The organism is Thermophilibacter provencensis (genome assembly GCF_030372065.1).
Lineage (GTDB): Bacteria > Actinomycetota > Coriobacteriia > Coriobacteriales > Atopobiaceae > Thermophilibacter > Thermophilibacter provencensis_A.
The window spans coordinates 168871-189229 of record NZ_JAUDEA010000002.1 but is presented as its reverse complement, the minus strand read 5'-3'; the positions used below and the strand labels follow the sequence as shown (position 1 = coordinate 189229).

Genomic DNA, 20359 nt, shown 5'->3' with positions numbered 1-20359 from the left:
ACGGTGGGCGGTCCAAACCTGAGCGTGCGCGGCTTAAATTCGGACGCGCCTCAGTTTTAGGGATACGACGCGTCGCGCGTGGGGTACACTATCGGGTGGTTAGGGCATCGTGCCCGTCTGCTTTGGTTCGTCGGGGGAGGTCCCCGACGGCACCGTGAAAGGAGAAAGCATGGCAGTAAAGGTTGCTATCAACGGCTTTGGTCGCATCGGCCGTCTGGCTTTCCGTCAGATGTTCGGTCACGAGGGCTCCGAGATCGTCGCCATCAACGACCTCACCTCCCCCGACATGCTCGCGTACCTCCTGAAGTACGACACCACGCAGGGCAACTACGCGCGTGACCACAAGGTCGAGGCCGGCGAGGACTCCATCACCGTCGACGGCAAGAAGATCACCATCTACAAGGAGGCCGACGCCTCCAAGCTCCCCTGGGGCGAGCTCGGCGTTGACGTCGTCCTCGAGTGCACCGGCTTCTACACCTCCAAGGCCAAGGCCCAGGCTCACATCGACGCCGGCGCCAAGAAGGTCGTCATCTCCGCTCCCGCGGGCAACGACCTTCCCACGATCGTCTACAACGTCAACCACGAGCAGCTGACCGCCGATGACAACATCATCTCCGCTGCCTCCTGCACCACCAACTGCCTTGCCCCGATGGCCAAGGGCCTGAACGACTTCGCGCCGATCGTCTCCGGCATCATGACCACCATCCACGCCTACACCGGCGACCAGATGCCGCTCGACGGCCCGCAGCGCAAGGGCAACAAGCGCCGCTCCCGCGCCTGCGCGCAGAACATCGTCCCCAACTCCACGGGTGCCGCCAAGGCTATCGGCCTGGTCCTCCCGGAGCTCAACGGCAAGCTGATCGGTGCCGCCCAGCGCGTCCCGACGCCCACCGGCTCCATCACCAACCTCTACTGCGTGGTTGACAAGGTCGTCACCAAGGACGAGGTCAACGCTGCCATGAAGGCCTACGCTGAGACCATCCCCGAGACCTTCGCCTACAACGAGGACGACATCGTCTCCTCCGACATCATCGGCGAGACCCACGGCTCGATCTTCGACGCCACCCAGACCATGGTCCAGGACCTCGGCAATGGCCAGAGCCTCGTTCAGGTCACCTCTTGGTACGACAACGAGAACTCCTACACCTCCCAGATGGTCCGCACCATCAAGTACTTCGAGAAGTTCGTCGCGTAGCTCTCGCTTCGCATCAGCTTTTCGCATGGGGCGCGGTCGCAGCTCACGGGGCCGCGGCCGCGCCCCCTTTTCGGAAGATATCGTCAAAGGAGTGAACATGGCCTTCACCAAGAAGACCGTCCGTGACGCCGACGTCGCGGGCAAGCGCGTTCTCATGCGCGTGGACTTCAACGTCCCCCTGAAGGACGGCGTCGTGACCGACGACACCCGCGTCCGCGCCGCCATCCCCACCATCGAGTACCTCAAGGACAAGGGCGCCAAGATCATCCTCATGAGCCACCTCGGCCGCCCCAAGGGCGACGGCCCCGAGCCCCAGTTCTCCCTCAAGCCGGCCGCCGACAAGCTCGCCGAGCTCACCGGCTATGACGTGAAGTTCGTCGACGACACCTATGGCGAGAAGGCAAAGGCCGCCGTTGACGCCCTCGCCGACGGCGAGATCCTCGTCCTCGAGAACGTCCGCTTTGACAAGCGCGAGAAGAAGAACGACCCCGAGATCGCCAAGATCCTCGCCTCCTACGGTGACATCTTCGTCCTCGACGCCTTCGGCACCGCGCACCGCGCGCAGGGCTCCGTCGTTGGCCCCGCCGCGTATCTCCCCGCCTACGCCGGCTTCCTGCTCGAGAAGGAGGTCGACACCCTGACCTCGATCTTCGCCGAGCCCGAGCGTCCCTTCGTCGCCATCGTCGGCGGCTCCAAGGTGTCCTCCAAGATCGGCGTCCTCGATCACCTCATCGACTCCGCTGACACCCTCATCATCGGTGGCGGCATGGCCTACACCTTCTTCCTCGCCCAGGGCATGAGCGTTGGCATGTCCCTCAAGGAGGAGGACTGGGTCGAGCGCGCCGGTGAGATGCTGAAGAAGGCCGAGGAGAAGGGCGTCAAGATCCTCCTCCCGATCGACAACCGCGTTGCCGATCACTTTGGCGAGGACGCCGTGCCCGAGATCGTTGCCTCCGACGCCATCCCCGATGACCGCGAGGGAATGGACATCGGCCCCGAGACCGAGAAGCTCTACGCCGAGGCCGTCAAGGCCGCCAAGACCGTCTTCTGGAACGGCCCGATGGGCGTCTTCGAGTTTGACAACTTCGCTCACGGCACCGAGGCCGTCGCCCGCGCCATCGCGGACTCCGACTGCACCTCGATCATCGGCGGTGGCGACTCCGTCGCGGCCATCAACAAGTTTGGCCTGGCCGACAAGATGAGCTGGATCTCCACGGGCGGCGGCGCCTCCATGGAGCTCGTCGAGGGCAAGGCCCTTCCCGGAGTGGAGGCGCTTCTCGATGCGTAAGAGGATGATCGCTGGCAACTGGAAGATGAACAAGACCTACAGCGAGGGCGTCGTCCTCGCCCAGGGCCTTGCCGACGAGCTCAAGGACGGCACCGGCGACGTTGACGTCGTCGTCTGCCCGCCCGCCGTCGACCTCAAGGGCGTCTCCGAGGTCATCGAGCAGACGAGCGCACCGTTTGCGCTCGGCGCGCAGAACGTCTACTGGGAGGAGTCCGGCGCCTACACCGGCGAGACCGCTCCCAGCATGCTCGAGGCCGTGGGCGCCACCCACTGCATCATCGGCCACTCCGAGCGCCGCGACTACTTCGGCGAGACGGACGAGGACGTGAACAAGAAGGCAAAGGCCCTCATGGCTCACGGCATCGTGCCCATCTCCTGCTGCGGCGAGTCCCTCGAGGTCCGCGAGGCGGGCAAGCACGTCGAGTTCGTGGTCGACCAGATCAAGAAGGACACCGAGGGCCTTGAGATCACCGACCCGTCCAAGTACGTGATCGCCTACGAGCCCATCTGGGCCATCGGCACCGGCAAGACCGCCACGGCCGACGACGCCCAGGAGGTCTGCGGCGCCATCCGTGCCACCCTCGTCGAGGTCTTCGGCGAGGAGATCGCCTCCGGCATCCGCGTGCTCTACGGCGGCTCCGCCAAACCCGAGAACATCGCCGGCTTCCTCGAGAAGGAGGACGTCGACGGTGCCCTCGTGGGCGGCGCCTCCCTCAAGGCCGACAGCTTCGCGGCCATGGTCAAGAGCGCCATGGCGTAGCCTCTCATCCTCTCAGATGTGGAGACTGGGGCCCGGACGAGCGTCCGGGCCCCTTTGTGTTATCATTACCGATTGTTATGCACCTGTTCCTAAAGGAGACCTCGTGGGCCCGCTCAACATCATTCTCACCGTTCTGCTGTTTCTCTCCGGCATTCTGACGGTCATTCTCGTTCTCATGCACTCCGGCAAGGGCACGGGCGTCTCTGACATGATCGCGTCCTCGCTCTACAACTCCGGCACTGGCTCGGGCGTTCTCGAGAAGAACCTCAACCGCCTCACGGTGATCACCACCACGGTCTTCATCCTTTGCGTCGTGGTGATGGCCCTGACGTTCCCCACGGGTACCCTCGGCTAGTCTTCTCGACATAGGAGCGTGACGGTGAGGCGTCCCACGGGGCGCCTCTCTTCATGTGCGGTGACAAGGGCGGCCCGTCTCGTGCCGATCGAAAAAAGTCAAAAATGGGGCTTGCATCGGTTTGGCGAGTAGTGCATACTACTCCTTGCGCGAAAGCGCGGTGAACGTCGGAGTGGCGGAATTGGCAGACGCGCTAGCTTGAGGTGCTAGTGACTGACTAAAAGGTCGTGCGGGTTCAAGTCCCGCCTCCGACACCACGAGGTGTCAGCGGGCCTCCCAAATTGGGAGGCCCGCTTCTTTATGTCGATTGTTGTCCGGGCCTCGTGGTAGGCTGGTCGTGTTACCGGGCGAGGGAGCGCACATGGCCAAGGCGGGACTCAGCACGCGGCGCGTCGAGGGCATCGGCGAGGGGAGCCTCGTCGGCACGCTCTCGCGGCTCCTTCAGCTCACCGCGGAGGCCGTGCTCGTCTTTGACGGGCTGGGGCGCGTTCTTCTCGCCAATGACGAGGCTACGCAGCTCTTTGTGGGCGGAGAGGAGCTCGTTGGCTCTGACGTGCGCGCGCTCTTTCCTGCGGGGGAGGACGTTGACGACCTCTCCGTCTTTGATGTTGCCGACCTCCCGTTTCCGATGGACGGCTCTCTGGCGCTCGTCACCTGCCTCTGCGCTGACGGGCGCCTCTCGTCTGTCCGCGTGCGCTGCGACGCCGTCAACGCGCCGGGGGAGACCTATCTGCTCGTTGCCCTTGCCGCCGAGCACGAGAGTCGGCTCGACCGCGAGCGCGCCCGCGACCTCGAGGACCTGAGGCGCGCCAACCACCGTCTCTCCGGCACGCTCAAGATCGTGCTCGACACCATAGACTCCAGCGACCTCGGTGCCCTCTTCGAGCGCCTGCTCGAGGAGCTCACGGAGACCATGGATGCCGACGGCACCATCGTCTACCTTGCCGAGTCCGATGGCTTTCACCTGAGGGGCCTCTCGAGCGGCCTTGCGGGCGAGAAGATCGCGCGCTTCATGCCCTTTGGGCGCAGCGTGGAGCGCCTCGCCGTGCGCGAGGGCAAGGCGGTGCGCCTGCGCGTGCGTGCGCCCTCCGGGGACGACCTCAGGCAGGGCCGGCTCACCACGCGCGAGGTCGTGGACGAGGACACCCACGAGGTGCTGCGCATGCGCGCGGGCATGCTCCCGCCGTTCACGAGCTTCATCGCCGTTCCCGTGTGGTTTGGCGGGCACATCATCTCGATCATCGAGGTGGGCTGGCGCAGGATGCATCCGCTGCTCAAGGATGACGCGCGGCTGCTCGACTCCGTGGCCCACTACCTCTCGGTGCAGCTCGCCGCCGCCTTCACCACACTGCGTGACCGGCGCGCGGACCGCCTTGCCTCGCTGGCAACGGAACTCCGCGAGGAGCTGCTCAACATGGGCTCGGGTGACATTGACGACAAGGACGCCGCGGTCGAGCGGTTCTATTCGATTCTCGCCGAGGCGAGCGACGAACTTGACGCGGGCGTCGTTCGCATGCGGGTTGGGGAGCAGCCCCCGGTCATTCTCGCCGACCTTCCGCTCACCGGGCCGAGTGAGCTCCCCGTGAGCCTACGGGGCGTCCCCGGCACCCTTGAGCGCTCCGGCATAGCCGTGGTGCCCATCGTTCCGGATTCCGAGCTCTTCTCGCTGCTTCGCGACAAGGGCGAGCCGTGCCTCGGGGCGCTTATGGACCTCGGCGTGCTCGCGGGGGAGCGCCGCTGCGCGATGCTGCTGCGCCCGGATGGGGCGGAGCCCTTTGATGACCTGGAGCTCGAGTTTCTGGTGGGCCTTGCCGAGGACATCCGTGACATCGTGCTGGGCGCGGTGGCGCGCGAACAGGACAAGCGCATCTCCCAGGCGCTCCAGACGGGCATGAGAAACGAGCTCCAGCACGTGGAGGGCATCACCGCCCAGGCCGTCTACTCATCTGCCACCAAGGCCGCCTCCGTGGGCGGGGACTTCTACGACCTCATCCGCCTGCCCGATCGGCGCGCGTGCGTCATCATGGGCGACGTCTCGGGCAAGGGCGTCGAGGCGGCCTCGGTTTCCGCAGCGGTCAAGACGGCGCTCGGTGCGTACTCGTGGGAGGGGCTCGCCCCCGCGCGCATGGTGCGCTCGCTCAACGACTTTCTCCTGGGCTTCTCGCGGCTCGAGACCTTTGCGACGCTCTTTGTGGGCATCGTCGACCTTGCGGCAGAGACGCTCACGTACTGCTCGGCCGGGCATCCCCCCGCGCTGCTCATGAGCCCCGGCGCGGACGAGATCTCCATCCTTGACGTTCAGTCGGGCGTGGTGGGCGCCTTCCATGATATCGCGTACCGAGACGGTCACGTCCACCTTGAGCGTGGGGACGTGCTGCTGCTCTACACCGACGGCACGACGGAGGCGCGCGACCCCTCTGGGGCCTTCTTCGGCGAGGAGGGCCTGCGCGACATGGTCATGCGCGAGTCCGCGGGCGACAAGCCCTTTGAGGGCTTCGTGGAGCGCCTCCTGGGGACGCTCGACGCCTTCACCGGTCACAACCTCGAGGACGACGTTGCCATCGTCGCCCTGCGCTACGACGGGCTTGGGTGACGCCCGGGACGTCCCGTGCCCCCGGTGAGGCGTCGGCCGCCGCGCGCTGCGTTGAAGAGCGGTAGTTTTGGGAATAAGTCCAGCATGGCTGCCAAGGTGAACATAGTGCTCTTCTCTGTGGTGGGAGACCTTGACGTGACGACCGTCCCCGGCGTTCGCGCGCGCATCGACCGGCTCATAGAGAGCGGGTGCCGGCGCATCCTCGTGAACATGGAGGGCGTCTCTCACGTTGACTCCGCCGGCATGGGGCTCATCCTCACCGAGCTCAGGCGCATGAGGCGCGAGGGCGGCCTCATCTCCCTCGTCAACGTGTCTCCGCAGGTCTACCGTTCGCTCCGGCGCATGCGGATGCTCGACTACATGCCCGTCTCGCGCTCCGGTGACCGACGGCGCGTGGCGGAGCTTGACCCCTCCGTTCTCCCCAGCTGGCGCACGACGTTTCGCGTGGACGAGGGAGCGCTGTCAGATGCGCGCGAGCGCGTGGGCGCGCTGCTCTCCTCACTGCCCTTCTCGCCGGACGGGGTGTTTGACATGACGCTCGCCTCGGGAGAGGCGCTCGGCAACGCCGTGGACCACACGTGCGGGGGAGGGGTCCTCGTCACGGTCGCCGCCTACCCCGACCGTGCGATCGTTGACGTGGCGGACTGCGGGGCGGGCTTCTCGCTGGGGGCTGACGAGGAGGCGCCCGAGGTTGCGGCCGACGCGGAGCGCGGGCGGGGGATTCGCCTGATGCGCCTCCTGGCGGACTCGGTGAGCATCGAGCAGAAGAGCACGGGGGAGGGCACCGTGGTCAGGCTCGTGAAGCTCTTCGATGCTTCGGGCTCGCTCGACGCCCCCGGCTCGTCCGTCCTTGCATAGGCTGCTTCGTGGGGCTTCACAGTTTCTTCACGTCTCTTGGGGTTCTCGCTTGCGCGCGGCACGCTCGCCCCGTATAGTATCCCTTGCTTTTGCGGGCTTAGCGCAGTTGGTAGCGCGCAACCTTGCCAAGGTTGAGGTCGCGGGTTCGAACCCCGTAGCCCGCTCCATGAAGCTTCGGGCCGGTCTCGATCGGCCTTTTTCATACGGCGAAGTGGCCAAGTGGTAAGGCACGGGCCTGCAAAGCCCTGACCCCCGGTTCGAATCCGGGCTTCGCCTCCAGGATATGACGGGCGCCCCACGGGGCGCCCTTTTGCATACAACGGACGTCTCACGCCAACTGACGGGCGGCGAGAAGAACGGCGAAAATTGCCCCTTGCATTCCGGGGAAGGTTCCCGTAATATATCTCCTTGCGTCGCGGGCTTAGCGCAGTTGGTAGCGCGCAACCTTGCCAAGGTTGAGGTCGCGGGTTCGAACCCCGTAGCCCGCTCCATGAACTTTCGAGGGCCGGTCATTGACCGGCCCTTTTGCTATCCTTAGGCGCTGACGAACGCTTTTGTTCCGAGGAGTTTTCGCCCGATGTTTCTCTCGCTCATCTTTGTCGTCTTTCTCTTCCTTGTGGTCCAGGGCTTTGTGCGGGTGATCGTCTTCTTCTGGGAGTGGCTCTCGCACGGGGACCGCCTTGACGAGGAGAACGTGGAGCGCGCGCAGGAGGCCCTCGAGGAGTCCGAGGACGTTCTCGAGCGCGAGCTTGCGCATGCGGAGCGCCAGCGCGGCCTGGGACGCCTCTTTGCGCGCTGGCACGCCTCCAACGAGGCGGTCGACGAGTACCTCGACCACCTTCACCTCAGCTGGTACCAGGTGATCATCATCTTCTTCGTGGGCTCCATGGCGGGGCTTCTCATCGAGGAGGTCTGGATGCTCGCCACGGCCGGTCTCACGGAGAGTCGCGTGGGCCTGGTGTGGGGACCCTTCTCGCCGCTCTATGGCTTTGGCGCCGTCCTTCTTACGCTGCTGAGCTTCTTCCTGCGCCGCCGCGGCGCAAGGGCGTGGCAGATCTTCGTTGTCTCCGCCCTCATCGGCGGGGTGCTCGAGCAGCTTGCCGGCTGGGGCATGTCCACGTTCTTCGACGCCGAGAGCTGGACGTACCTGCACCTGCCCGACCACATCACGCAGTGGGTCGCCTGGCGCTTCCTCGTGTTCTGGGGGCTTTTGGGGCTGGTGTGGGGCCGTGCCGTCATGCCGCGCCTGCTCTACCAGATTGGCATGCCCACCACGCGCCGCCAGGCGATCTTTGTGACCCTCGTGGCGGTGTACCTGGTGGCGGACGTGGCCATGACGCTCGTGTGCTTCAACCGCAAGACGGAGCGCGACGCGGGGCTTCCGCCCTCCAACGCCTTTGAGCAGTGGGTGGACACCAACTACTCCGACGAGTTCATCGCCGGGCGCTTCCAGAACCTCAAGATCGGGAAGGACCGCGACCTGGTGGACGAGAACGGCAACCTCGTGCTTGACGAGAACGGCAACACCATGACGGAGGGGGAGGGCCAGTGATGACATGCGAGCGCGAGGTCTACCTCGACTACGCGGCGGCGACCCCCGTTGACCCCGCCGTTGTCGAGGCGATGCTGCCGTACCTCACCGAGCGGTTCTGGAACCCGTCCGCGCCCTACGCCCGCGCCCGTGAGGTACGCGACGACGTCGAGCGCGCCCGCGGCACCGTGGCCCGGCTCATCGGGGCCCAGCCGGACAGCATCGTCTTTACCGCCGGCGCCACCGAGGCCAACAACCTCGCCTTTGCCGCCGTGGACGGGCACGTGGTCGTGGACGCCATCGAGCACGAGAGCGTCCTTGCCTGTGCGGGCACCCACGAGCGCCGCACGGTGCGCGTGGGGACGGACGGCATCGTGGACCCCGCGGCGGTGGCGCGCGCCATTCGTCCCGAGACCGAGCTCGTCTCCATTGAGCTCGCAAACGGCGAGATAGGCACCATCCAGCCCGTGCGCGAGATGTCTCGCCTGGTGGCCGCCGAGCGCACGCGCCGGCTCGAGGCGGGCGAGAAGCGCCCCATTCTCCTGCACTCGGACGCGTCCCAGGCGGCGGGCACCCTCTCGGTAAACGTGAGCTCGCTCGGCGTGGACCTGCTTACGCTCTCAGCCGCCAAGATCTACGGCCCCAAGCAGGTGGGGCTGCTGTGGGCCTCCGACGACGTGCGCCTGCGACCGCTCGTCTACGGCGGCGGCCAGGAGGCGGGCGTCCGCTCCGGCACGGAGAACGTCGCTGGCATCGTGGGCTTTGCGCGCGCCCTCGAGCTTGCCTGTGAGCGCCGCGGCGAGGAGGCGCGGCGCCTTGCGGGCCTTCGCGAGCGCCTTCGCGCCGCGATCGTGAGCGAGCTGCCGTGGGCTGTCGTTGCGGGGCCGAGAAACGCCAAGCGTCGGCTGCCGGGGCTTCTCCACGTGTCCTTTGCGGGCATTGAGGCGCGCCGTCTCGTGATCGCCCTCGAGCGCGTTGGCGTCTCGGTGGGCACGGGGTCCGCCTGCGCCGCGAGCCGCATGCGCGTGAGCCACGTGCTCGAGGCCATCGGCATGCCGCGACGGCTTGCCGAGGGCAGCCTGCGCCTCACCCTGGGGCGCGGCCTTAACGAGGCGGACGTGGACTATGCTGCCGCTGCCATCGTGCGTGTCGTCAGAGCCGAGATGACACGCTTGGGGCTCGACGACGCCACCCAGGCGGCGCACGTGGCGGAACTCATGGGGACGTGGCGCTGATGGCACGTGTCTTCTGCGGGCTCTCCGGAGGAGTTGACTCGGCGCTCGCCGCGGCGCTTCTCGTTGAGCAGGGCTATGACGTCACGGCCGTCTACATGCGCAACTGGTCGCGTGACCTGCCAGGCTTTCGCTGCCCGTGGGCGGACGACCTGGCGGACGCGGAGCGCGTGGCGGTGACGCTGGGCATTGACCTTGAGGTCTGGGACTGCGAGGCGGAGTACAAGGCCACGGTGGTGGACTACCTCGTTGACGCCTACGCGCACGGGCGCACGCCCAACCCGGACGTCATGTGCAACCAGACGATCAAGTTTGGCACGTTCGCGGAGCGCGCCCTCGAGCGCGGGGCGGACTTCGTTGCCACGGGGCACTACGGCCGCATCGTGCGCGAGGGGGGCCGAACGTGGCTCCTTCGCGCCTTGGACGAGCACAAGGACCAGACCTACTTTCTGTGGCGCGTGAGCGAGGAGGCGCTCTCCCGCGCGCTTCTGCCCGTGGGAGAGATCGCGGACAAGGCCGAGGTGCGCCGCATGTGCGCCGAGCGCGGGCTCGGCGTGGAGGCAAAGCCTGACTCGGACGGCATCTGCTTTGTGGGGCAGGTGGGCATCCGGACGTTTCTCCTCGACGAGCTCGAGCGCCGCGCGGGCGACGTGGTGGAGTGGGAGACCGGGCGCGTGCTCGGGCACCACGACGGCGCGTTTCTCTTCACGGTGGGGCAGCGCAAGGGGCTTGACCTCGGTGGCGGCCCCGCGCGCTACGTCGTCTCCACGGACGTCGAGAAGAACGTGGTCTACGTGACGGCCGACCGCATGAGCCCCGCGCTCTTCACGCAAGAGATCCGGCTCGAGGACATGCGGTGGATCTCCGGCGAGCACCCGGCCGACGGGCGCTACCTCGTGCGCACGCGCCACACCGGCGAGCTGCGCGAGGTCGAGCTTCTCGGCAGCGTGTTGCGCTTTGACAAACCCGTGCGCCGCGTGGCGCCCGGGCAGTCGGCCGTGCTCTATGATGGCGTCCACTGCCTTGGCGGCGGCATCGTACGGGCGGAGGAGGGACAGCCCCCCTTCCGCAGTTAAGGAGGGCAAGATGTCCATAGAGAGGGCTCGCGCGCACCTTGCGCAGTTTGGGCTTGCGGAGCGCATTCGGGAGTTTGACGCGTCGAGCGCCACGGTGGAGCTTGCGGCCGCGGCGGTGGGCGTGGAGCCCGCGCGCATTGCCAAGACGCTCAGCTTCATGGTGGGGGAGACGCCCACGCTCATCCTCTTTGCCGGCGACGCCCGCATCAACAACCAGGCGTTCAAGGCGACCTTCCACACCAAGCCCAAGATGCTCTCCGCCGAGCAGGCGGCCGAGCTCGTGGGCCACGCCGTGGGCGGGGTGTGCCCGTTTGGCGTGAACGACGGGGTTGAGGTCTTTCTCGACGAGTCGCTCCGGCGCTTTGAGACGGTCTGGCCGGCGGCCGGCAGCTCCAACTCCGCCATCGAGCTCACCTGCGACGAGCTCGAGCGCGTCTCCGGGGCCCGCGGCTGGGTGGTCGTGGGCCGCGGATGGAGAGACGGAGAATAAGGGGATGCGGCCGCTCGCCGCTCTCCCGGTCCCTCAGCGTCGCCCTCGCGCGCTACACTAGACAGACGGACCCGTTGGCATGACGTATGGAGCGCGCGTGGCAGAAGAGCAGGACACTCAGAAGGCGGCCAAGGCGCCCAAGAAGGTGGCGCTCAAGGTCTCTGCAGTCCGCACGGTCTCCCCGGCGGACAACGCCGCCGACAAGAAGTCGATGGGGCAGGTCAGAAAGACCGTCATCTTTCTTGGCTTTGTTGCTGTCGCCTATGCGCTCTACCTCGTCTTCACCGGTCAGGTTGACGAGTTTGTGACGTCGCTTGCCGGCGTTGACACGGCCTGGATCGTGGCGGGCGTGGTCTGCTTCCTCTTCTACTACGTCTTTGGCATCCTGGCCTACGTGCTCTCCGTTGCGGCGGACCCGGACTGCCCCGTGGGCATTCGCGACCTCATGAGCGTCGAGGCGTCCGGCGTCTTCTTCATGCGTCTCACGCCCAACAGCGCGGGCGCCCCTCCCGCTCAGATCTTCCGCCTCACGCGCGCGGGCATGTCCGCCGGCGCCGCGAGCGCCCTCAACTTCACGCGCACCATCATCTACGAGACGGGCGAGGGCGTCTTTGCCGCCATCATGCTCATCTTCTGCGGCGGCTACTTCTACGAGACCTTTGGCGACGTCACCCTCATCGGCCTCTTCCTCTTTGGCTTCAAGGTGGTGCAGGTGGCGGGCTTCATCGCGCTCTGCCTGCTCCCCAAGCCCGTTATGGCGGTGGGCAACTGGGCGCTGCGCTTTGCCAACCGCCGCAAGTGGATCAAGGACGACAAGTACGAGAAGTACTACGAGGTCGTCAACACCCAGGTCATGGAGTTCTCCCGCGCCTTCAAGAAGGCCGCGGCCAACGTGCCCGAGATGCTCGCGACGATGGGCGTGACGCTGCTGCAGCTCGGCTGCATGTACGCGCTGCCGTATTTCGTGCTGCGCTCCTTCGGCGAGCCCGCGGACTTCATGGTGTGCCTCGCCTCTGGCTCGATGCTCGAGCTGCTCGTGAACGCCGTCCCGCTGCCCGGCGGCGCCGGCGGCGCCGAGGTGGGATTTGCCTACCTCTTCAAGGGCATGTACGGCGTGCACCTCACGGCGGGCTTTGTCATCTGGCGTGCGATCGAGTACTTGCTGCCCGTCCTCATTGCCGCCCCGTGCATGGGCCTTCGCTCCACGAGCGGGGAGTCCATCAACCGCCGCGCTAAACGTGCCTGGAAGCGCGTTCGCGGCTTTGTGGGCGGTGCCAAGAGCGGCAAGAAGGCCGCGGCACGTGGTGGCGTCACGGTGAAGCCGGGTGCCAAGAAGAAGGTCACGGTCTCCGGCGGTGCCGGGTCTGGCAAGAAGGATGGCTCCGACGTGGCGGCTCGCATTGCGGCGGGCAAGGCCGCGGCAGCCGCGAAGAAGGCCGCCGCTGAGGCGCCCAAGCAGGCAGGCGACGAGAGCCCCCGGGTGGCGACGGCAAACCTTGCCAAGCTGTGCCGAAAGAGGGAGGCCGAGAAGGGTGCGGGGAAGTAGGGCCTCTCGCGCTGCCGTGTGCCCTGGGCCCCAATTTCAAGAAAGTCAAAATTGGGGCTTGCGCTTTCGGTGGGTTCCTTGCTAATATATCCCTCGCGCTGCGGTCCCCAGCAGTGCATCACATAAGGGCGTTTAGCTCAGGGGGAGAGCGCTTCCCTGACACGGAAGAGGTCACAAGTTCAAATCTTGTAACGCCCACCAACTTGACGCAGGCCGTCGGGAAGTCCCGACGGCCCATTTTCGTATTGCCTATGCTTCATCAATGGGCGACGCCGAGAAAGGCCGGCCTCTGTACCAGTTTTGCCGGAACGCGCCGAGAAGAGCGCTCCTCTGTACCAGCGTCCCCATGGGGAGGGGGACTCAGGATGGTTCGGCCGCCCGTGTTTCTCGGCGCGTTTGGTACATGAGACGGCATTTCTCGGGGGTTTGATTGTGCAGCTGGTACAGATGGCGCAATCTCTCGGCCGTGCGCAGTCGTGACGTGTACAGAGGCGGGATTCTCTCGGCGGGTATCGGGAAAACTGGTACAGACCCTGGGCTTTCTCGGCAGGCACGACCCGCGCAGCCGTCGGCACGCCTACTCCAGCTTGCTCGCAAACTCCAGATAGGAGATGTGCGCGAGGTCGTCGAAGGCACCCGGCACGTTGACCTCGTCATCGAGCGTGCACCACGCCCCGTCCGCGTCACACACGCCAACAAGGCTCACCGCCGGCATCTCCTCGCGCGCGACAAGCTGCGACTTCTGGAAGTCCGTCAGGGGCGCGCCGATCTTCTCGGCGAGCATTGCACCAAGGTAGGCGGGGCTCGCGTCGTCCTTCTCGCCGTCCTGGGCGCTTCCGGCAACGTCGTAGTTTGCCCAGATGAAGTAGATGGTCTCGTGCGTGCGCAGGTTGTGCGCGAGCTCGTCCTGCTCGTCTGGGTAGAGCGCGTCGTTCACGATGGAGGAGAGCGCGGGCTGGTGGTCGCCAAAGAAGACCACGATCACGGGCTGGTCGAGCTCGCGCAGCTCATCGAGAAACTCCGCGAGCGCGCGGTCGGACTCGTCGATGCAGCCCAGGTACTCCGAGAGGCGCCCGTTGTCGTAGTCGCTCACGCCGTCGACCTCGTACTGGTCAACGCGCCCGATGTTCCCCTGGTCGTAGCCGGAGTGGTTCTGCATTGTAACGTCGAAGATGAACTGCGGGGTGTCGCTGCCCATGAGCAGTCCGAGGACCTTGTCGTAGGTCTCCTCGTCCGAGACGCCGCTGTGAAACTCCTCGGCGCCCTCAAAGTCCTCGATGTCGAGAAACTCGTCAAAGCCCATCGCCTCGTAGACGCGGTCGCGGTTCCAGTTGCTGGCGTAGTTGGGGTGCATGGCCGTGGTGTCATAGCCGAGCCCGGAGAACTGGCGGGCAAGGCTCGGCGCCTCGGAGAGGTCGTAGAGCGAGTAGGGGTACTTGCCGTCGCCCACGTAGGCGAGCGAGACGCCCGTGAGGAACTCGAACTCGGAGTTGCACGTCCCGCCGCCGATGACGGACACGTTGAGGGTGCCGTCGGCGAGCGTGTCGACCATGGCCCGGTACTCCCGCGGGCCCTCGTAGCCCCAGCTCTCGCCATCGAGCACCGTGAGGTCGGAGAAGGTTTCGTTCATGATGCACACGACGCTCGGCAGCTCCTCGGCAAACTGCTCCTCGGCGGCCACCCTCTCGGAGGTGGAGCCGCGCGTCTCGTCGTAGGCTGCGACGTAGGAGGCCTCGAGTTCCGTGGCGCCGGCCTCGCTGTAGCCCTCGGGCGCCTCGATGGGGAGGTCCTGCGCCACGGCTATGAAGGAGGTGAGAAACCCCTGCTTACGGTAGTAGTCGAGCGAGTACCAGTACTCCATGCCCACGCCAAGGTCGTCAAAGTAGCTGGGGATGGTCACGCCGCACCAGAGCAGGGCAAAGGCGAGCGCGGCAACGCCGAGGTTGGTCGCGGTCCTTCTCGCCCGCGCTGCGGGGGAGGTCGCGGGCTCGGGGACAACCCCCGCGTACATGGCCTCAGCGAGCAGCAGGCAGGAGAGGCCGAGAAGCACCCAGCCGTCCACGGCATAGACGTAGCCGCCGCTCACTGCCGCGGCGGTGCCCAGGACGAAGAGGTCATTGGGGAGAATGGCCGCGTACTTGAAGCTTGCGACGAAGAACTGCGCGAGGCCGATGAAGAAGCAGGCGCCCACGCCGAGCACGATGCCCGCGCCGCGGCGCTGGAAGAGAAAGTACAGGAGCGTCAGCGCAACGAGGATGATGAGCAGCTCGATGCCCACGCAGCCGGGGCTCATCCACGGCACGTACGAGTTGTAGGGGAGCTCCAGGGCAAGAAAGCCGAGCACGGTGCAGAGAAGGAGCGCCGTTGCGGGAACGGCGGCATGGCGCAGGCGCGGAGGGACGAGCGTGTCCGCGAGCTCACGGACCTTCTCGGCAAGGGAGCGCCTTGCGAGGACGGCGTGCCCGCAGAGAAGGGATGCGGCGTCGAGCGCGAGAAGGCCGAGCGCCGCGCCGCCGTAGAGCCCCGCGGCGCACCAGAAGGTGGCGGCGAGAAGGGCGACGCCCGGGAGCGCGAGCCAGCAGAAGGTGCTCGGGAGGGTGAGGTGGCGCTCGCCGAGGTCCGAGCGAAGGTGGCGCACGACGTTACAGACGAGCAGGACGAGGGCGATGAGGGGAATCGAGGTCTGCAGCAGCGACATGCCGCTCCTAGCGTTACAGGGGGTTTACGTGCCCCTTATCATACGGCAACGCGCCTTTGGCCGCCTTGTGTCTGATAGCATGAGCACATGGATGTGGGAAGACTGACATATCGCGAGTACGCCGCCTTTGCGCGCATGAGCAGCGAGGAGCTTGCGCGCGACTGCGAGATGCAGGCGTTTCGGGCGAGCGGACCGGGCGGGCAGGGCGTGAACACCACCGACTCGGCGGTGCGGGTGCGTCATGTGCCCACCGGGATCGTGGTGGTCTCGCGCGAGGAGAGAAGCCAGCTGCGAAACCGCGAGCGCTGCATCGAGAAGATCCGAGAGATCTGCCGGCGGCGCGGTCGGCCCCCGAGACCCCGCAAGAAGACACGCGTCTCGGCTGCGCAGAAGCGCCGTCGCCTGGAGGCCAAGCGCGCCCGAGGCCAGCTGAAGCAGCTGCGCCGTCGTGTTGACGGCGAGTAAACCTGACAATGATGACAATCTACCCTGTCACCATTGTCATGATGACAAAGGTGACAGGGTAGATTGTCATGAAAGGAGCCCACTATGCCCGTCGTGCACACGTATTGCTCAGCGCCCATCGCGCCCGAGGCGCGCGAGGTGCTCAAGTCCGCCTACGGCCGTGCCATCGAGGCCGTGCCGGGAAAGTCCGAGGCTTGGCTCATGTGCCTCTTTGAGGACGACGCCCACATCTACTTTGCCGGGGACGACTCCGAGCCGTGCGCCCTCGTCGACGTGAGCGTGTTCGCGCGCTCCGAGGTGCCCGCGAGCGCGTGGGAGGCGTTCACCGAGGAGGTCACGCCCGTGATCTACCACGAGCTGGGGGTTGACCCCTCCCGGCTCTACATCCGCTACGGCTGGACGCCGAGCTTTGGCTGGAACGGAGCCAACTTCTAATGGGCGAGAAGGACCTGGACGCCGAGGCTCGTCTCGCCGCCTACGACGCGTTTGCCGCGGGCGTGCGCGACGAGCTGGCCGCTGCGGTTGCCCGCATGGACGAGCTCGCGGCCGCGGGCAAGGTGAAGACGGCCACGTATCGGCAGCTCTTTGCCGCGCGCATCACGCTCAAGGAGATCGACGCCCGCTTGCGCGAGCGCGGGCTGTAGCGCTACTCCGTCGGCGCGAATTGCGACTCGTAGATGTGCTTGTAGCGCCCGCCGGCGGCCAGCAGCTCGTCGTGGGTGCCCTGCTCGGCGATGACGCCGTCTGCCATCACGCAGATGAGGTCGGCGTCGCGCACGGTGGAGAGGCGGTGCGCCACCACAAAGCTCGTGCGCCCTCGCATGAGGTTGGCGAGCGCGCGCTGGACGAGAAGCTCGGTGCGGGTGTCGATGTTCGACGTGGCCTCGTCGAGGATGAGCATCGCCGGTCGGGCGAGAATGACGCGCGCGATGCACAGCAGCTGCCGCTGGCCCGCGGACAGGGCGCTCGAGCCGTCGAGCACCGTGTCGTAGCCCTGCGGCAGGCGGCTGATGAAGTCGTCCGCGTACGCCTCGCGGCACGCCGCGCGCACCTCCTCGAGCGTGGCGTCGGGACGGCCCATGCTCACGTTCTCGCGCACCGTGGCGCGTCGCACCCACGTGTCCTGGAGCACCATGCCCCAGCCCGCGCGCAGGCTCTCGCGCGTCCAGTCGCGCACGTCGCGCCCGTCCACGCGCACGGAGCCCGACGTCACGTCATAGAAGCGCATGATGAGGTTGATGAGCGTGGTCTTGCCGCAGCCCGTCTCGCCCACGAGGGCGATGCGCATGCCGGGCCGCACGGAGAGATCGACGTCGCGCAGCACCGGGCGGTCCTTCTCGTAGCCAAAGGCAACGTGCTCCAGTCGCACCTCGCCGCGCGGCTCTTCCAGGACGGCGGCGTCCGCGGCGTCGGGCTCCTCGGCCGGCTCGTCGAGCAGGGCAAAGAGGCGCCGCGCGCACGCAACGGAGTTCTGCAGCTCCGTTGCCACGCCGGAGATGTCGTTGAAGGGCTTGGCGTACTGGTCCGCGTAGCCGAGAAACGCCGAGAGCCCTCCCACGGTGATGCCGCCCGCCATGGCCACGAAGGCGCCAAAGATGCCGATGGCGGCGTACACGAGGGCGTTCGCAAAGCGCGTGGTGGGGTTCACCAAGGACGAGAAGAACACCGCCTTGAAGCTCTCCTGCCCAAGTGCGGCGTCGGTCTCGGCGAAGCGCGCCGCAACGTCCTCCTGCATCTCAAAGGTCTCGACCGCGGATATCCCGCCGACCATCTCCTCCACGTAAGAGGTGAGCTCGCCGCGCAGGCGCGTCTGGCCCGAGAAGTGCTTGGCGCTATGCGTGGCGATGAAGCGCGCCGTGAAGATGGATATGGGCGTGAGCAGTGCCACGACGGCTGCGATGGCGGGGTTGAGCACAAACATGAAGACGAGCGTCACCACGATGGTGAGCACGCCAACGGGCAGCTGCTGGAAGGCCATGAGCAGGCCGTTCGTGAGCATGTCCGCGTCGGTGACGATGCGGCTGGCAAGGTCTCCGTGGCCATGGGAGTCAAGGTAGGAGAGCGGGAGCTCCTGCAGGTGGTCGAAGCAGCGTCGCCGCAGGTCGAGGGCCGCGTCGAAGGCGAGCCGGTTGGTGGTGGCGGTGAGCGCCCACTGGAAGGCGGCCGTGGCAACGAGCACGACAGCTATCCAGGCAAGCGAGCGGGTGAGACCGCCAAAGTCAACCTCGCTGGGGCCCACCACGCAGTCGACCGCCTGGCCGGAGAGCACGGGCAGCGAGAGCGTGCACACCACGACCGCCACCGTGAGCAGCGCCGCGAGCACCAGGGTGCCGCGCCGGGCGGAAAAGAGGCCGATCATGCGGCGCACGGTGCCGTCAGGCGCGACGCCGCGCGCGATCTTCTCGCTCATCGGGCCACCTCCTCTGCGGTGAGCTGGGACTCGCAGATCTCACGATAGACGGGACAACCCGCGAGCAGCTCCTCATGGGTGCCCAGGCCCACCTGTCGCCCGCCGTCGAGCACGAGGATCTGGTCGGCGTGGCGCACGGCGGTGACGCGCTGGGAGATGGTGATCACGGCGGTGCCGGCGCAGTCGCGCGCGATGGCGCGCCTCAGCGCGGCGTCCGTGGCAAAGTCGAGGGCTGAGGAGGAGTCGTCGAGGATGAGGACGCCCGGGCGTCGCGCGAGGGTGCGCGCGATGGCGAGGCGCTGACGCTGGCCGCCGGAGAAGTTGCGCCCGAACTGCTCGACCTCCGCGGTCAGGCCGCCCTTGCCGTCAACGACGCCCGCGGCCTGCGCGGTTGCGAGCGCGGCCTCGAGGTCCTTCTCGCCCGCGTTGGGGCCGCCCCAGCGCAGGTTGGAGGCAATGGTTCCCGAGAAGAGCGTGGCACCCTGCTCGACGAGCGAGACCACGTGCCGCAGACTCGCGCGCGTGAGCTCGCGCACGTCCGTGCCGCCCACGCGGACGGCGCCCTCCGTGGCGTCGTAGAAGCGCATCGCGAGGCTCGCGAGGGTGGACTTGCCCGAGCCCGTGCCGCCGATGACGCCGAGCGTTCTGCCGGGGGCGAGCTCAAAGCTCACGTGGCTGAGGGCGTGGCCGGCGCCGTCCGCGTAGGTGAAGCTCACGTCGTCAAAGGCGAGGGCGGGCGCACCCGGCGCGAGGATGGCCTCGCGAGGACCGTCGGCCATGGAGGGGCGCGTCTCGAAGACCTCGTTGATGCGACGGGCGCAGGCGGAGGCCTTGGAGAGCAGGACGATGAGGTTCGTGAGCTTGAGGAGCTCCACGAGCGCCTGGCTCACGTAGCTCACGAGGGCCACGAGCTGGCCCTGGGTGAGGTTGCCCACGTTCACCTGGAAGCCGCCAAACCATAAGAGCGCAATGAGCCCGCAGTTGATGGCCACGTAGGTGAGGGGGTTCACGAGGGCGGAGATGTCACCGGTTGCCACCTGGCGCGAGCGGACGGTCTCCGCCGTCCTGGAGAAGGCGGCGCGCTCGGCATCCTCGCGGCGGAAGGCACGCAGCACGCGCACGCCCTCGAGGTTCTCCGTGGTGGCGAGCAGGACGTCGTCGAGCCCGCGCTGGATCTCGCGGTAGCGCTTCGTGGTCACGCGCATGAAGCCCATGACAATGGCGCCCGAGACGAGCACCGCGACGAGCAGCGCCGCTCCCTCGATGCCGTCAACGAGGAAGGCGGCCACCACGGTGCCAAAGGTCACGAAGGGGGAGCGCAGGATGAGCCTGAAGAACATGTTGAGGCCGTCTTGCACCTGCTGGGAGTCGTTGGTGATGCGCGTGACGAGCGTGGCCCTGCCCAGGCGCTCCACGTCCTCGCGCGAGAGGCTGAGCACGTGGCGGAAGAGGTCGTCGCGCAGCGCCGTGCCAAACGCGGAGGCAAGCTTGGAGCAGAAGTACTGCGCCGTCACCGCAACGGCCCAGGCAAAGACGCCCATGACCACGAGAAGCGTACCGTGCCAGAGCACGTAGCCCGCGTCGCGCGTGGCAATGCCCACATCGATGACCTGCGCCATCACGAGTGGGACGAGGAGCTGCAGCAGCGCCTCGAGCATCTTGAAGAGCGGTGCCAGCACGCACTCGGCGTAGTGGCCCGCGAGGTAGCGTCTGAGCTTGAACATTTGGCCTCCGGGCAAAACGGTCAACCGCCTGATTCTACCGCGAGCGGCGCTCGCAGGTTCTTCTTGGCGTGGCAGGTCTGCGTAAGGTTATCCCTCCCAAACCCACGATCTTCTCGCCAGAAACGTAGGTTTGGGAGG

At 66.8% G+C, this 20359-nt stretch carries 16 protein-coding genes, 5 tRNA genes and 1 pseudogene; 19 read left to right on the top strand and 3 right to left on the bottom strand.

All coding sequences use genetic code 11. The features are described from left to right. Nucleotides 1-169 precede the first annotated feature (169 nt). From gap to QUW25_RS02270, 16 genes are all read left to right on the top strand, one after another. Nucleotides 170-1195, top strand: coding sequence for a type I glyceraldehyde-3-phosphate dehydrogenase (gene gap, locus QUW25_RS02345; protein ID WP_075279897.1), 1026 nt, complete (start codon nt 170-172; stop codon nt 1193-1195). Nucleotides 1196-1292: 97 nt separating this feature from the next. Beyond that, complete coding sequence (locus QUW25_RS02340) at nt 1293-2483, top strand: phosphoglycerate kinase (protein ID WP_289510624.1); 1191 nt, start codon at nt 1293-1295, stop codon at nt 2481-2483. Continuing rightward, nucleotides 2476-3243 (top strand): triose-phosphate isomerase, encoded by a 768-nt coding sequence (gene tpiA / locus QUW25_RS02335; protein ID WP_289510623.1) that lies wholly within the window; start codon nt 2476-2478, stop codon nt 3241-3243. Before QUW25_RS02340 ends, tpiA begins: the two co-directional genes overlap by 8 nt. 103 nt (nt 3244-3346) lie before the next feature. Continuing rightward, nucleotides 3347-3598: a preprotein translocase subunit SecG gene (gene secG / locus QUW25_RS02330; protein WP_289510622.1), complete on the top strand. Its 252-nt coding sequence runs from the start codon at nt 3347-3349 to the stop codon at nt 3596-3598. A gap of 166 nt (nt 3599-3764) precedes the next feature. Next, nucleotides 3765-3855 (top strand) — tRNA-Leu (locus tag QUW25_RS02325). 104 nt (nt 3856-3959) lie between these two features. After that, nucleotides 3960-6191 (top strand): SpoIIE family protein phosphatase, encoded by a 2232-nt coding sequence (locus tag QUW25_RS02320; protein WP_289510621.1) that lies wholly within the window; start codon nt 3960-3962, stop codon nt 6189-6191. A gap of 84 nt (nt 6192-6275) precedes the next feature. Continuing rightward, complete coding sequence (locus QUW25_RS02315; RefSeq protein ID WP_289510620.1) at nt 6276-7049, top strand: anti-sigma factor antagonist; 774 nt, start codon at nt 6276-6278, stop codon at nt 7047-7049. A 91-nt stretch (nt 7050-7140) separates the two neighbouring features. Continuing rightward, nucleotides 7141-7216: transfer RNA gene (locus QUW25_RS02310), tRNA-Gly, on the top strand. Between the two features lie 38 nt (nt 7217-7254). Beyond that, nucleotides 7255-7328, top strand: a tRNA-Cys gene (locus tag QUW25_RS02305). A gap of 136 nt (nt 7329-7464) precedes the next feature. After that, nucleotides 7465-7540, top strand: a tRNA-Gly gene (locus tag QUW25_RS02300). 86 nt (nt 7541-7626) lie between these two features. Then, the gene (locus QUW25_RS02295; RefSeq protein ID WP_289510619.1) at nt 7627-8601 is read left to right on the top strand and encodes a putative ABC transporter permease; all 975 of its coding nucleotides are present in this window, start codon (nt 7627-7629) and stop codon (nt 8599-8601) included. Continuing rightward, the gene (locus QUW25_RS02290; protein WP_289510739.1) at nt 8601-9815 is read left to right on the top strand and encodes a cysteine desulfurase family protein; all 1215 of its coding nucleotides are present in this window, start codon (nt 8601-8603) and stop codon (nt 9813-9815) included. Before QUW25_RS02295 ends, QUW25_RS02290 begins: the two co-directional genes overlap by 1 nt. Then, nucleotides 9815-10888 carry a tRNA 2-thiouridine(34) synthase MnmA gene (gene mnmA / locus QUW25_RS02285; protein ID WP_289510618.1) on the top strand — a complete coding sequence of 358 codons (1074 nt, stop codon included), beginning with the start codon at nt 9815-9817 and terminating at the stop codon, nt 10886-10888. The genes QUW25_RS02290 and mnmA overlap by 1 nt, the downstream gene beginning before the upstream one ends. A gap of 10 nt (nt 10889-10898) precedes the next feature. Next, nucleotides 10899-11378, top strand: a complete 480-nt coding sequence (locus QUW25_RS02280; RefSeq protein ID WP_289510617.1) for a YbaK/EbsC family protein — start codon at nt 10899-10901, stop codon at nt 11376-11378. 97 nt (nt 11379-11475) lie between these two features. Then, nucleotides 11476-12924, top strand: a complete 1449-nt coding sequence (locus tag QUW25_RS02275; protein WP_289510616.1) for a lysylphosphatidylglycerol synthase transmembrane domain-containing protein — start codon at nt 11476-11478, stop codon at nt 12922-12924. 126 nt (nt 12925-13050) lie between these two features. Beyond that, a tRNA-Val gene (locus QUW25_RS02270) sits at nt 13051-13125 on the top strand. Nucleotides 13126-13501: 376 nt separating this feature from the next. Here the strand turns inward: QUW25_RS02270 and QUW25_RS02265 are convergent. Continuing rightward, nucleotides 13502-15622 carry an LTA synthase family protein gene (locus QUW25_RS02265; protein ID WP_289510615.1) on the bottom strand — a complete coding sequence of 707 codons (2121 nt, stop codon included), beginning with the start codon at nt 15620-15622 and terminating at the stop codon, nt 13502-13504. Between the two features lie 177 nt (nt 15623-15799). Here QUW25_RS02265 and QUW25_RS02260 point away from each other — a divergent pair. The 3 genes and pseudogenes from QUW25_RS02260 to QUW25_RS02250 all read left to right on the top strand — a co-directional run. Beyond that, nucleotides 15800-16087: pseudogene (locus tag QUW25_RS02260) on the top strand (peptide chain release factor-like protein); the annotation flags it as partial. Nucleotides 16088-16171: 84 nt separating this feature from the next. Then, nucleotides 16172-16522, top strand: a complete 351-nt coding sequence (locus QUW25_RS02255) for a hypothetical protein (protein ID WP_289510613.1) — start codon at nt 16172-16174, stop codon at nt 16520-16522. Beyond that, a complete protein-coding gene (locus tag QUW25_RS02250) occupies nt 16522-16731 on the top strand; it encodes a hypothetical protein (RefSeq protein WP_289510612.1) in 210 nt (69 codons plus the stop codon). The genes QUW25_RS02255 and QUW25_RS02250 overlap by 1 nt, the downstream gene beginning before the upstream one ends. Before the next feature lie 2 nt (nt 16732-16733). Here the strand turns inward: QUW25_RS02250 and QUW25_RS02245 are convergent, their stop codons facing one another. Beyond that, the gene (locus QUW25_RS02245; protein WP_289510611.1) at nt 16734-18497 is read right to left on the bottom strand and encodes an ABC transporter ATP-binding protein; all 1764 of its coding nucleotides are present in this window, start codon (nt 18495-18497) and stop codon (nt 16734-16736) included. Continuing rightward, nucleotides 18494-20221: an ABC transporter ATP-binding protein gene (locus QUW25_RS02240; protein WP_289510610.1), complete on the bottom strand. Its 1728-nt coding sequence runs from the start codon at nt 20219-20221 to the stop codon at nt 18494-18496. Before QUW25_RS02240 ends, QUW25_RS02245 begins: the two co-directional genes overlap by 4 nt. Nucleotides 20222-20359 lie beyond the last annotated feature (138 nt).

Coding starts and splice junctions, on each gene's coding strand:
- QUW25_RS02250 (WP_289510612.1), top strand. CDS start 16,522: ATGGGCGAGAAGGACCTGGACGCCGAGGCTCGTCTCGCCGCCTACGAC.
- gap (WP_075279897.1), top strand. CDS start 170: ATGGCAGTAAAGGTTGCTATCAACGGCTTTGGTCGCATCGGCCGTCTG.
- mnmA (WP_289510618.1), top strand. CDS start 9,815: ATGGCACGTGTCTTCTGCGGGCTCTCCGGAGGAGTTGACTCGGCGCTC.
- QUW25_RS02320 (WP_289510621.1), top strand. CDS start 3,960: ATGGCCAAGGCGGGACTCAGCACGCGGCGCGTCGAGGGCATCGGCGAG.
- QUW25_RS02295 (WP_289510619.1), top strand. CDS start 7,627: ATGTTTCTCTCGCTCATCTTTGTCGTCTTTCTCTTCCTTGTGGTCCAG.
- QUW25_RS02280 (WP_289510617.1), top strand. CDS start 10,899: ATGTCCATAGAGAGGGCTCGCGCGCACCTTGCGCAGTTTGGGCTTGCG.
- QUW25_RS02245 (WP_289510611.1), bottom strand. CDS start 18,497: ATGAGCGAGAAGATCGCGCGCGGCGTCGCGCCTGACGGCACCGTGCGC.
- tpiA (WP_289510623.1), top strand. CDS start 2,476: ATGCGTAAGAGGATGATCGCTGGCAACTGGAAGATGAACAAGACCTAC.
- QUW25_RS02290 (WP_289510739.1), top strand. CDS start 8,601: ATGACATGCGAGCGCGAGGTCTACCTCGACTACGCGGCGGCGACCCCC.
- QUW25_RS02340 (WP_289510624.1), top strand. CDS start 1,293: ATGGCCTTCACCAAGAAGACCGTCCGTGACGCCGACGTCGCGGGCAAG.
- QUW25_RS02315 (WP_289510620.1), top strand. CDS start 6,276: ATGGCTGCCAAGGTGAACATAGTGCTCTTCTCTGTGGTGGGAGACCTT.
- QUW25_RS02255 (WP_289510613.1), top strand. CDS start 16,172: ATGCCCGTCGTGCACACGTATTGCTCAGCGCCCATCGCGCCCGAGGCG.
- QUW25_RS02240 (WP_289510610.1), bottom strand. CDS start 20,221: ATGTTCAAGCTCAGACGCTACCTCGCGGGCCACTACGCCGAGTGCGTG.
- QUW25_RS02265 (WP_289510615.1), bottom strand. CDS start 15,622: ATGTCGCTGCTGCAGACCTCGATTCCCCTCATCGCCCTCGTCCTGCTC.